Raw genomic sequence first — 12885 nt, 5'->3', positions numbered from 1 at the left:
TTCTCTCCCTTGTTCTACGCGGAGCGCATTTCGTCGAGGATCGCCTGCGCTGCCGCGCGGCGGTCGTTTGCCGCGACGATCGGGCGGCCCACCACAAGATGGCTGGCGCCGTTGCGGACCGCTTGCGCCGGCGTCACCACGCGTTTCTGGTCGCCATGGTCGCTGCCGGGCGGCCGGATGCCCGGCGTCACCACCGCCATGTCAGGGCCGACGATGCGGCGCACCGCTTCGGCTTCCGCGGCCGAGCAGACGATGCCGCCCATGCCGGCATGGAGCGCCTGTTCGGACCGCCGCAGCACCAGCGTGTGCGGGTCATATTCATAGCCAACGTCGATCATGTCCTGCTCGTCCATCGAGGTCAGCACGCTGACGGCGAGCAGGCAAAGCTCGCTGCCGCGCGCCGCCGCCACCGCCGCCTGCATCGCCTTGGGATAGGCGTGGATGGTCAGCATGGTCATGCCCATCCTGACGATGTTCTCGACGCCCTTGGCCACCGTGTGGTCGATGTCGAGCAGCTTCATGTCGAGGAAGATTTTCTTCCCACCGCTGGCCAGCTCCCTGGCAAAGTCGAGGCCGCCGGCAAAAGCCAGCTGATAGCCGATCTTGTAAAAGGAAACGACGCCGTCCAGCTCGCGCACCGCCTGCTCGGCCTCCTTCACGGTCGGCACGTCGAGGCCGACGATCAATCGCTCCTGCATGGAATGAGGCTGCATTGTTGCGGCGGTCACGCCTCGACCCTGGTCGACAGCATGCGCGAGGTTTCGATCAGCGTGCGGCATAGGTGCTCCATCGATTTGTGCAGTCTTTCGTCACGGAAATGGCCGTCTCCGTCGAAGGCGTCGCCACCCTCCGGCACCGAGCATTCCGGTGTCACCACTTCCATCTGGCAGCGCACCAGCACGGCACGCAAATGGTTGATGCAGCGGATGCCGGCGAAGCGCCCGTTGGAGGACGAGCAGAGGCCGGCGACCTTGCCGGCAAGTGGCCTGACCGACCGGCCGCCATCCCGTCGCACCCGGCTCACCCAGTCGATCGTGTTCTTGAGCAGCGGCGGGATCGAACCGTTATATTCGGGCGTCGCGATCAGCAGCCCGTCATGGGCTGATATCAGCCGCGCCAGCCTCTGGGCGTTTTCAGGAACGCCGTTTTCCTTTTCCAGGTCCTCGTCGAGAATCGGCAAGGGGTAATCGGCAAGCGAAATACGGGTCACCTCGGCACCTTGCACCGCAAGTTCCTTCTGCGCCACGTCGGCGGTCCTGCCGCTATAGGCGCCGCTGCGCACCGAGCCGGCGAAGACGAGGATTTTCGGGATCACTGCCATTGGCCACCCTTGTTCTGGGACACGTACAGCCAAGGTTCGATCAAATCAACGGCTGGATGGGGGGAAAGGCAGTAGGGCAGTAGGGCAGTAGGGCAGTAGGGCAGTAGGGCAGTAGGGCAGTAGGAATGGTTCCCTAGCCAATCTTTTCCCCCTACTCCCTTACTGCCCTACTCCCCTACTGCCTTCTCTTCTAATGCGCTTCGCGCCGGTAGATCCAAAGCTGCGTCGGGGGGATGTTGCGGAAGATGAAGTCGAAATGCTTCACCGTATAGTCGCCGCGGCCGGGCGGGATCGGCGACATCGGGCCGTAGGTCAGCTGCACGATCGGTCGGCCTACCGGAATGCGGTCGAGCAGGCTCTCGATATAGGCGATGCGCTGGGCGACCGGGAAATTGAGCAGCGGCACGCCGGAAACGACGCTGTCGAAGATCATCCCGCTCCTCTCGCCAAGCGTGGCGTTGAGGTTGAAGGCATCGCCCTCGATGACGTTGACGCCGGGGTAGAGCTGGCGCAGGTGGCGCACGAAATCGGTGGAATATTCGACCGCGTAGAGGTTTTCGGGCCGCACGCCCTGGGCGAGGATGGCGCGGGTGATGACACCGGTGCCGGGGCCGACCTCGAGCACCGGCAGGCCGGACTTGGGATTGACGATCGAGGCCATCTTGCGCGCGGTGATCGAACTGGTCGGAACGATCGAGCCGACTGTCTTCGGCTTGTCGATCCAGCCCTTGAAGAATTTGAGTTCGTCGTCGAACTTCTCGGCAAACGCCTTCCGCAGTCCGTGACCACGTGCCATGCAAGCTCTCCTCAGCGCGCCCCTTGAAACTACTTAACATCTGGATGACGCAAGGCAAGGCGCGGCCTTGCCTATGGCGTGGATAAGATAGTTTTCGTCGCGTCTCAACGCTCGCCGAAAGACTCGAAAAAGTCCTTCATGCGGGCGAAAAAGCCGCTCGATTGGGGCGAATTGTCCTGCGAGGAAAGCTGTTCGAACTCTTCCAGCAATTCGCGCTGGCGACGCGACAGGTTCTGCGGCGTCTCGACCGCGGTCTGGATGTAGAGGTCGCCGACATTGGGCTGGCGCAGCACCGGCATGCCCTTGCCCTTGAGCCTGAACTGGCGTCCGTTCTGCGTACCTTCGGTCACCTTCACCTTGGTCTGCGTGCCGTCGAGCGTCGTCACCTCGAAGGAGCCGCCAAGTGCGGCGGTGGTCATCGAGATCGGCACCTTGCAATAAAGATCGGCGCCGTCGCGCTGGAAGAATTCGTGCGGCTTGACCGCCAGAAAGATATAGAGGTCGCCCGATGGCCCGCCGCGCAGCCCGGCCTCACCCTCATTGGCCAAGCGGATGCGGGTACCGTCCTCGATGCCGGCCGGGATGTTGACCGACAGCGAACGCTCCTCGGTGACACGGCCCTGGCCGGCGCATTTCGGGCAGGGATCCTTGATTGTCTGGCCACGGCCCTGGCATTGCGGGCAGGTCCGCTCGATCGAGAAAAACCCTTGCGTGGCGCGCACCTTGCCGTGGCCGTTGCACATCGAGCAGGTGACCGGCTGGGTGCCCGGCTTGGCGCCGCTGCCGGAGCATTCGGTGCAGGAGATCGAAGCCGGCACGCGGATTTGCGCGGTCTTTCCCGCGAAGGCTTCCTCCAGCGAGATTTCCATGTTGTAGCGCAGGTCTGCGCCGCGCTCGCGGCCACCGGAAGAGCGGCGCTGGCGGCCGCCCATCATGTCGCCGAAAATGTCCTCGAAGATGTCGGCGAAGCCGCCGGCGCCAAAGCCCTGCGCGCCATTCATCCCACCCTGCTCGAAGGCGGCATGGCCGAAACGGTCATAGGCCGCGCGCTTCTGCGGGTCCTTCAGCGTCTCGTAGGCTTCGTTGATTTCCTTGAACTTGTGCTCGCAGGAATGATCGCCGGGGTTGCGGTCGGGATGGAATTGCATGGCCAGCTTGCGAAAAGCGCTCTTGAGCTCCTTCTCGTCGGCGCCCTTCTGCACGCCCAGCGTTTCGTAGAAATCAGCTTTCATTTTTTCCCGCAGTCCGGATATTCAACGTCTTGATGCAATGTTGCGTCGGTTGCCGGCACGTTGTTTCGATTTAGGAGCGGTGCTGCCCGTATGCTAGGGCCGGCGCGAACTTGTCCGTGGTTTTCAGTGATTTTTTCGGCAGTGCTCGCACTTTTTCAGCGAGGGTTGCAAAAAAGCCCGGCCTTGCGCCGGGCTTTTCGCATTATCTTGCCGTCAGGCCGCTCAGGCCGACTTCTTCTTGTCGTCGTCTTCGTCGATTTCTTCGAAATCGGCGTCGACCACGTCAGAGTCCTTGGCGGCATCCGCCTTGGCGTCGGCTTCCGCCGCTTCCTTCTGCGAGGCCTCGTACATGGCCTGGCCGAGCTTCATGGAAGCTTCGGCAAGCACCTGGCTCTTGGCCTCGATGTCGGCGGGGTCGTCGCCCTCGGCAGCGGTCTTCAGCGCTGCGATCGCGTCCGAAATCGCCGTGCGCTCGGTCTCCGAGACCTTGTCGCCATATTCCTTCAGCGACTTCTCCGACGAATGCACCAGGGCTTCGGCCTGATTGCGGGCCTCGACCACGGCGCGACGCTTCTTGTCGGTATCGGCATTGGCCTCGGCATCCTTGACCATCTTCTCGATGTCGGCGTCGGAAAGTCCACCCGAAGCCTGGATGCGGATCTGATGCTCCTTGCCGGTGCCCTTGTCCTTGGCCGAGACGTTGACGATGCCGTTGGCGTCGATGTCGAACGTGACCTCGATCTGCGGCACGCCGCGCGGCGCCGGCGGAATGCCGACCAGGTCGAACTGGCCGAGCGCCTTGTTGTCGGCGGCCATTTCACGCTCGCCCTGGAAGACGCGGATGGTCACGGCGGACTGACTGTCTTCGGCCGTCGAGAACACCTGGCTCTTCTTGGTCGGAATCGTCGTGTTGCGCTCGATCAGCCGGGTGAAAACGCCGCCCAGCGTCTCGATGCCGAGCGACAGCGGCGTCACGTCGAGCAACAGCACGTCCTTGACGTCGCCCTGCAGCACGCCGGCCTGGATGGCGGCACCGAGTGCGACGACCTCATCCGGGTTGACGCCCTTGTGCGGCTCCTTGCCGAAGAACTGCTTCACGATCTCCTGGATCTTGGGCATGCGGGTCATGCCGCCGACCAGGACCACTTCGTCGATCTCGCCAGCCTTCAGGCCGGCATCCTTGAGCGCCGCCTTGCAGGGCTCGATGGTGCGCTGGACGAGATCTTCGACCAGGCTTTCAAACTTGGCGCGCGTCAGCTTCAGCGTCAGGTGCTTCGGTCCGGTCGCGTCGGCGGTGATGAAGGGCAGGTTGATTTCTGTCTGCGTCGTCGACGAAAGCTCGATCTTGGCCTTTTCAGCCGCCTCCTTGAGGCGCTGCAGGGCAAGCTTGTCGTTCTTCAGGTCGATGCCCTGTTCCTTCTTGAACTCGGCCGCCAGATACTCGACCAGGCGCATGTCGAAATCCTCGCCGCCGAGGAACGTGTCGCCATTGGTCGACTTCACCTCGAACACGCCGTCGCCGATTTCGAGCACCGAAATGTCGAACGTGCCGCCGCCAAGGTCATAGACGGCAATGGTCTTGCCTTCCTTCTTGTCGAGGCCATAGGCGAGCGCTGCCGCGGTCGGCTCGTTGATGATGCGCAGCACTTCCAGGCCGGCGATCTTGCCGGCGTCCTTGGTGGCCTGGCGCTGGGCGTCGTTGAAATAGGCAGGAACGGTGATGACCGCCTTCTCGACCTTCTCGCCGAGATAGGCCTCCGCCGTTTCCTTCATCTTCTGCAGGATCATGGCCGAGATCTGCGAGGGCGACTGCTTCTTGCCCCCGGCCTCGACCCAGGCATCGCCATTGTCGCCCTTGACGATCTTGTAGGGGACAAGCTTCTTGTCCTTCTCCGTCACCGGATCGTCATAGCGGCGGCCGATCAGGCGCTTGACCGCGAAGATGGTGTTTTCAGGATTGGTGACCGCCTGGCGCTTGGCCGGCTGGCCAACGAGGCGTTCGCCGTCGCCCGAGATGGCGACGATGGAAGGCGTCGTGCGCGCGCCTTCCGCATTCTCGATTACCTTCGGCTCCTTGCCATCCATGATGGCGATGCACGAGTTGGTGGTGCCGAGATCGATACCGATTACTTTTGCCATTTTTCTAGTCTCTCCGCTAAGCAGGCTCTCAGGACCCGGTAAGGCGTTCCGACGAAAGCCCCTGTTCACAAGAAATACCGTCCACCCACCGGTTCTCCGGCGCCGCACGGCTTGGCGCGTATATAAGAACAGGCGGCATCGCGCGCAAGCATTCTGCGCAACGCTTCCATGAACCTTTCCGCGCCGGCCCGCGACTGATGTCCAGGTGCCGCATGGTGCGGCCCCGGAAAGGAAGCCCCCCCATGACCAGCAACCCAGAGACTCCATGGTCTCCGGGACCAACAGGAGCTCGGCGCGACCACCGCCTTCGGGACGGGGTCGATGCGCTGGGCTTCCCGCTGATTCCGTTGACCCTGCGCGGGAGCAGGCGTATCGTCACTATGAGGAAAGCAGACAATTCGATCAGGGAAGAACGAGCCGGACCACCGCGCCTTGCCCTGATTTGCGCGGCAAGTCCGGACGTCTCTCCCCTGGACTACGGGGGTAGTGTCATGTCTCGCATCCGCGGCGCGTTCGTGCCTTTTCTTGAGTTCGACAACCGCTTGCGCGGTGCATTGCAGGCCGCCGGCCTGCTGGCTCTGGCGCTTGCCGCCAGCCTGTGGCTGGGCGCCGCCGCCCAAGCGCAGGAAACCCAGATCATCTATCCAGGCTCGATGGCGGTCACCGGCTTTCCCGGCACCATCATCCCCAATGTCGACGAGGGGTTGCCGCCCGGCGTCGATCCGGTCGACGAAACCTTCATCGACACCTCGCGCGCCACCTTGCGCGTCTTCGACGTTTCACGCCTGGGTGGTCCGGCTTCGGGCCAGCTCGTCTTCACGCCGCCGCCTTTCGAGGTGACGGCAGGCCAGATCGGCGAGGTGTTCGGGCTCACCTATGATGACGGCGTGCGCGACGGTATGCCGTCTGGCGTTCCCAACCTCTATGCCGCCGCCACCTCGCTGCATGGGATTGAGATCGTCACGCCGGACGCAGACAAGGACGGCAGGCCGGAGCGGCAGCGCCGCGGCACGGCGGGCGCCACCTTCATGAAGGGCCAGTTCGGCACCGAAAACGGCGGCGGGCCGGGCACCATCTGGAAGATCGACGGCATCACCGGCCAGGTCGCCAAATTCGCCGACATCGACACCAACAGCGGACCTGGCATCGGCAATATCACCTTCGATCCCGCCCACCGGCAGTTCTTTGCCTCCGATCTCGACACCGGCCTGATCCATCGCATCGACGCCGGCGGCAGACTGGTCGACACGTTCGACCATGGCGTCGCCGGCCGGCCGGCGCATGGGCTGGCCCCGGTCGCCGACGATGGCGCGGTGATGGACGTAGAGGGCGCGGCCTTCGATACCGAGGACCCCGACAGCTGGGGCTACACCCAGGACGAGCGCCGCGTCTGGGCCGTCTCCTATCATGGCGGCCGGCTCTATTATTCGGTTGGCGAAAAGTCGGAAATCTGGTCGGTGGGCATTGCCCGCGACGGCACCTTCGCCGGCGATCCCCGCTGGGAACTGACTGTGAAGGCCGACAAGGACTACGCCGTCACCGACATCGCTTTCGACAACAGCGGCTTCATGTATCTCGCCCAGCGCGGCCCGATCGAAAACCGCTATGATTACAGCCGCTTCGCCGATTCCGGCAAGGGCGAGGTCATCCGCTACTTCAGGGAAAATCCCGACGATTCCTCGACGGAATCGGTCTGGGTGGAAGCGCCGCAGGAATATGCGGTCGGCTTCCCGCAAGGCAACAGGCAGTCGGCCGGCGGCCTCGATCTGCAATATGGCTACGATGCCGACGGCAATCTCGACACCTCGGTCTGCACCCAGACCTTGGTCAACACAGGCGACAAATTGCGCGACAACCCCGAGTTCGCCGAAAGGCTCGCCGCGGGCGGGCCGCTTGCCGTGCACGGCGTGCAGATCACGTCCAAGGAGCTGGTCAAGCCGGCCAACGTGCCGCCCTTCGGCTCCTGGTTCGTCGATTTCGACGGCTATTTCGAGGATCCCGAAGTGGAAGGTCATGTCGGCGACGTTGCCGTCTGGCATCCCTGCGAGGGCCGGGCCGGCTATTATGAGGAAATACCGGGCGGCTATGAGCCCCCCTTCTACCCGCCGGATTTTCCACCGCCGGGCAATCTGCCTCCGTGTCTCGATGTCGAGGACGTGCAGTATTACTGCACGCCGCGCGGTCTCGAGGCCTATCTCTATCTCCATGACCATGCCGGCTTCGGCGGCGATTCGATCAAGGCCCAATCCAGGACGCCAGGCGTCGCGGTGACCTCACCTATGTCGCATGCACCGGGCAAGCCTTACACGATCGACATCACCGGCCACTATCCGGGCGACAGAGTGGATGTTGGGCTTTGCTTCTACAGGAAGTCCGACAAGGACAAGGGTGGCTACTACCCTTGCTGCAAGATGACCTTGCCGCTCCGGACCCCAGCCGTCAGCTGCGAACGTTGAGGAGGCAAAGATGAACAGTCTTGCCCCATCCGCGCTCGCGGCCAAATCCCCAAAAACCGTCATGGAGACGATCATGAAACCCCTGTCACTCGCCAGGCGCGGCGCGCGCTGGCTGATGGCGGCCGGGATCGCGGTCGCCCTTGCGCCCGCACTGCCGGCATCCGCCGCCCAGACCGTCCAGGCTGTCACCAGCCAGGATGTGCAGCCGCTGCAGCTCGACAATCCGCGCATCATCAACCCGGAACCCGGACGTGTCGTGCCGTTCTTCACCAAGACCGGTGGCCAGCGCAGTTGCGACTATGTCTTCTATACCTTGACCTTCGGACTGCGCGGCAATCCGCAAGGCTTTGCCAATCCTGCCCTCGAGGCGGCGCTGAAGAAAGCCAAGCTCGACTTCAGGGACCAGCTTCCGCACGGTCTTTCGATCGTCAATGTGACCGTCTCCGGCGACGGCACCGATGCATCGGGTGGGGCCTTGCCGGGCGCTGTCGTAAGCAATTCGGCCGGCCCCAACGACACGGCAACGGTTTCCGATTTGCGGATTTCCGCCAGCGATCTCGATGGCTCGGGCGCACTGAACGAACGCGTCATCACCTTCCGCATCACCGCCAAGATCGACCACGCCGCGTTTCCAGCGCCGGTCAACGTCGACAACCAGGGGACGATCAAGGTCACCGGCGGCATCGGCACGGGCACCATCATCCCGTCGCAGGATCCGGGCAAGCCGGACGACGGCAACATCGCGACCGGGGAAAAGACCTCGATCCGGATCGACCTCACCAAATGCGACAAGCAACCTCCGCCTCCAACCGACCATGAGTGTTTCAAGGTCGAACGCGGCACGGTCGACTGCGTGCCCGGCGGCGGCGCCTTCATCTACCACATGCCTGTCGGCCCCGAGATGGGCGGCAAATGGGTGCAGGTGTCGACGACCTCGCCAGGCATCAGCATCATCCCCGACACCCAGAAGGTGCCGGCGGGCGGCGGCGTGCTCAACTGGAAGATCGTCGGCGCGTCACCCGGCGACGTCATCCACCTCATCGTCACCGGTATCGAGACCTATGCCGGACCGAAGGAGGGCTGGGGCCTGTGCTGCACGCAAACCATCGACATCGTCATCCCGCGTGACCAGAGGTGCCCACCCAGGGATAAGGAACCGGACCTCAAGGTCGAAAAGCATGCCGACGTCACACGCTGCACGATGGGCGGCGGCTGCGACTTCACCATCCGGGTCACCAATGTCGGCACAGCGCCTTACAACGGTAAGATCGTGCTCGACGAGGTGACGCTGCCGGCCGGCTCGACGCTGAGTTCAGGGCCCAATCCGCCCTGGGTCTGCGCGCCGGGAACCACCCCGATGACGTGCACCTACCCGGTGACCACGCTCGCTCCGGGAGCCTTTGTCGACCTCAAGCTCGGCTTCAAGCCGGCCGGAGGCTGGCAAGGTAGCGCGCTGCGCAACTGCGCCACCTACAATTACGGCGCCAGCGGCAAGCCGCTGTTCGGCAGCCAGGCCAATGACCGGGGCTGCGCGTCGATCCCGATCTGCCGGCGCGGCGACCGCAATCCGGATTGCCAGCCGCCGGTCGAGAAGAAGGTCGACCTGATTCTCAAGAAGCGTGCCCGCACCGAAGTCTGCACCGCCGACGGCGTCTGCACCTTCATCATCGACATCATCAACAACGGCACATCGACCTACAATGGGCCGCTGACGGTGATCGACAACTACCCCGGCGGCGCGCCGGCGTCCTCCACCTTCGGCCCGAGCCCGCCCTGGACATGCGGCCCCAACGGCCCCGGCCAGTTCCGCTGCGACAATGCCGGCATCTCGCTGCCCGCGGGCGCCTCGACACCGATCTTCGTCAAGGCGGTCATGCCGGCCGGCTACCGGTCCGACACGGTCGAGAACTGCGCCGAGGTGAAGGCCATCCCCGGTGAGGTCGATCTCACCAACAACAAGGCCTGCGCCAAGGAACGCATCCGCCATCCCAACAGCGGCCAGCCGGCCTTGCGCATCACCAAGTTGTGCAACGGCTCGCTGGCCGGCGCGGCGCTGGTTTCCTGCCGCATCACCGTCGCCAATGTCGGCACGGCTGCCCCCACCGGTCCGGTGCGGGTCAACGATGCCGCCACGCTGGTGTCGGGCGGAGCGCCTGTCCAGATCCAGACCGTAACCCCTGACGGCGCGGAATGGGCATGCGGACCGGTTCCGGCCAATGCGTTGTCGTGCCAGATACCAGGCGCCGTCATGACGCCCGGAACCTCCAGGCACTTCGACGTGACGGTTTCGGCCAATGGCGAATTCGAGAACTGCGCGCGCGGCTCCTATGGGCCGGCGCAGGGCGACGACGTCGTCTACCCGATCGGCCAGGCCTGCGCCAAGGGCGGCGGCTCCTCGACCATCCGTGTCGAGAAGACCGGCGACCGCGAATGCAGGCTGGGCCAGCCCTGCTCGTTCGACATTACCATCACCAATGACGGAACGAGCCCCTTCTCGGGCCCGGTCCGCATCGGCGACGCGATCGGCGTCGATGGGCTTGGCCGGCTGGAAGGCGTCGCGATCACTTCGATCGAGCCGCCCTTCGGCTGTTCGCCGGAACCGACGACCTTGCCGGCCTCCTGCATCGCCAACCTGACGCTCGGCGCCGGCGAAAGCCGCTCGCACCGTGTGACCGTGGTCATCCCCGACGATGGGCGTCTTGCCAACCTGCAGGGCAACGTCAACGGCCGGAACTGCGTTGGCGTGCTCTCTCCCGACACACGGGTGCAGGGCGGCGGCGACGTGCTGTCCAACGACGCGACCAACGTGCAGGGCGATCGCGGCAAGGCCTATGCGTGCCATCCCTTCATCATCACGCATGAGGTGAAGAACCAGTGCTCGCCGGGCTTCGTCATGAACGACGCCGGCAGATGCGTCTGCCCGGAAGGCACCACCTTCCGCAACGGGCAATGCACCGGCGGCACCAATGTTCTGCCGACACCTCCGCCGCCGCGCTGCGTGCTGCTCGAGGGCCAGATCCGCACCGAGGACGGACGTTGCGTCTGCCCGCGCGGCACGGAGCTGGAGAACGGCAAATGCGTCGGGACCGACAAGCCCGAGCAGTGCACCATCCGTGGTCAGGTCCACAATGCGGACGGGGACTGTGTCTGCCCGCAAGGCACCGAGGTGCGAGACCGGGTCTGCCGCCAGATCCGGCCAAAGCCGCAGCAGTGCCGCATTCCTGGCCAGGTCCGCAATGCCGATGGCGATTGCGTCTGCCCGCAAGGCACCGAGATGCGCAATGGCGCCTGCCGTCCGGTCCGGCCGAAGCCCGAGCAGTGCACCATCCGTGGCCAGGTCCACAATGCGGACGGGGACTGCGTCTGCCCGCAAGGCACAGAGGTGCGAGACCGAGCCTGCCGGCCGATCAGGCCGAAGCCTGACCAGTGCACCATCCGTGGCCAGGTCCATGACTCCGACGGCAATTGCGTTTGTCCGAGGGGTACCGAGGTGCAAGGCAATGCCTGCCGGCGCAAGCAGCCGCAGTTGGAGCAGTGCGACATACGCGGCCAGGTCCACAACAAGCGCGGCGAATGCGTCTGCCCGCGTGGGACCGAGGTGGTCGACGGCGCATGCCGCAAGCCCAGGCAAGAGAGCGAATGCGCGCCGGGCTCGCAGATGGTCAACGGCCAGTGCCAGCCGATCTTCAGGCGACACTGTCCGGAAGGCATGGTCGGGCGGTATCCGAACTGCCGGCCGATGCGCGGGCAGCCATCGCTGGAAATCGATCCGGGGCAGTTGCTGCAATTGCTGCCGCGGCGCAGGCAGCCGATCGACCAGCAGCAGGACCCGGTGCCAAACAGGGTGCTGAAGCTTCAGCAGCAATAGGCACCCGCGCGACGCCAGACGAAGACCCGCTGGAGCAATCCGGCGGGTCTTTCTTCATGATCCAGGCAGGCGGAGGTTGGCGGCGACGGGATCGGGAACGCCGCGACGTTACCCCTGCCTGTGGAACCGCTGTACTGGCGCCCTCGACAAGTCCGCGGGAGCGCTTTAGGCAGTCGGTACGCAGCGATCGTATCAAAAGGGCGCCCGGAAAGGCCGCGAGATGAGCAAAAAAACCTTGATCGCACCGTCGGTGCTGGCATCGGATTTCTCGAAGCTCGGTGACGAGGTCGAGGCGGTGGCGGCGGCCGGTGCCGACTGGATCCATCTCGATGTGATGGATGGGCATTTCGTGCCAAACATCACCTTCGGCCCGCCTGTCATCAAGGCGATCCGCAATCGCACCAAGGCCTTTTTCGACTGCCACCTGATGATCGCGCCAGCCGATCCCTACCTCGCCGCCTTTGCCGAAGCCGGCTGCGACGGCATGACGGTGCATGCCGAGGCCGGGCCGCATCTCGACCGCTCGCTGCAGACAATCAGGAACCTCGGCAAGAAGGCGGGCGTGTCGCTCAATCCGGCGACGCCGGAAACGGCGATCGAATATGTGCTCGACCGGCTCGACCTGATCCTGATCATGACCGTCAATCCGGGTTTCGGCGGGCAGGCCTTCATCCCGGCGATGGTCGACAAAGTGAGAAGGATCAAGGCGCTGATCGGTGACCGGCCGATCCGCATCGAGATCGACGGAGGCGTCTCGCCGGAAACCGCCCCCTTGGTCACCGCTGCCGGCGCCGACGTGCTGGTGGCCGGTGCTGCCATCTTCAGGGGTGGCAGTGTCGAGGCTTACCGCGCCAACATCGAAGCGATCAGGGCGGCGGCCGACAAGGCCGCCGGCTGACACAGCGCGGTCATTCCGGCACCAATTGCTACGGATCGGCGTCGTTGTACATCCGAATCAGGTTGCGCGACGATCTGATTCGGGCAGTCGTCCGCTGTCTTTGCGCGCGACAGAAAAGATGCTCGCATGGGAGCACAAGAAACAGATGATCCTGCGTGCATACAAAACACGTTAA

Annotated in this window: 8 protein-coding genes; 3 read left to right on the top strand and 5 right to left on the bottom strand. The window is 64.2% G+C overall.

Features of this window, described 5'->3' with window-relative positions; translation table 11 throughout:
* Window positions 1–14 precede the first annotated feature (14 nt).
* The 5 genes from pyrF to dnaK all read right to left on the bottom strand — a co-directional run bounded on the left by pyrF (window position 15) and on the right by dnaK (window position 5488).
* Window positions 15–713, bottom strand: a complete 699-nt coding sequence (gene pyrF / locus MESAU_RS03490) for an orotidine-5'-phosphate decarboxylase (protein ID WP_041163270.1) — start codon at window positions 711–713, stop codon at window positions 15–17.
* A gap of 11 nt (window positions 714–724) precedes the next feature.
* A complete protein-coding gene (locus MESAU_RS03485) occupies window positions 725–1321 on the bottom strand; it encodes an NADPH-dependent FMN reductase (RefSeq protein ID WP_015314667.1) in 597 nt (198 codons plus the stop codon).
* Window positions 1322–1511: 190 nt separating this feature from the next.
* Window positions 1512–2117: a phospholipid N-methyltransferase PmtA gene (pmtA, locus tag MESAU_RS03480; protein WP_015314666.1), complete on the bottom strand. Its 606-nt coding sequence runs from the start codon at window positions 2115–2117 to the stop codon at window positions 1512–1514.
* A gap of 104 nt (window positions 2118–2221) precedes the next feature.
* Entirely contained in the window at window positions 2222–3349 is a 1128-nt protein-coding gene (dnaJ, locus tag MESAU_RS03475; protein ID WP_015314665.1) for a molecular chaperone DnaJ, read from the bottom strand.
* 222 nt (window positions 3350–3571) lie between these two features.
* The gene (dnaK, locus tag MESAU_RS03470) at window positions 3572–5488 is read right to left on the bottom strand and encodes a molecular chaperone DnaK (protein WP_015314664.1); all 1917 of its coding nucleotides are present in this window, start codon (window positions 5486–5488) and stop codon (window positions 3572–3574) included.
* A 212-nt stretch (window positions 5489–5700) separates the two neighbouring features.
* Between dnaK and MESAU_RS03465 the strand changes: the two genes are divergently transcribed.
* From MESAU_RS03465 to rpe, 3 genes are all read left to right on the top strand, one after another.
* On the top strand, window positions 5701–7944 hold the full coding sequence (locus MESAU_RS03465) for an NHL repeat-containing protein (RefSeq protein ID WP_041163269.1): 2244 nt from the start codon (window positions 5701–5703) through the stop codon (window positions 7942–7944).
* Window positions 7945–7954: 10 nt separating this feature from the next.
* On the top strand, window positions 7955–11812 hold the full coding sequence (locus MESAU_RS03460) for a DUF7929 domain-containing protein (protein WP_015314662.1): 3858 nt from the start codon (window positions 7955–7957) through the stop codon (window positions 11810–11812).
* Window positions 11813–12032: 220 nt separating this feature from the next.
* Complete coding sequence (gene rpe / locus MESAU_RS03455; protein ID WP_015314661.1) at window positions 12033–12710, top strand: ribulose-phosphate 3-epimerase; 678 nt, start codon at window positions 12033–12035, stop codon at window positions 12708–12710.
* The last annotated feature ends 175 nt before the right edge of the window (window positions 12711–12885 follow it).

Origin of the sequence: Mesorhizobium australicum WSM2073, assembly GCF_000230995.2 — a bacterium.
GTDB classification, from domain to species: Bacteria; Pseudomonadota; Alphaproteobacteria; order Rhizobiales; family Rhizobiaceae; genus Mesorhizobium; species Mesorhizobium australicum.
The sequence above is the reverse complement of the archived record's forward strand: the minus strand, read 5'-3'. Positions and strand labels throughout refer to the sequence as shown.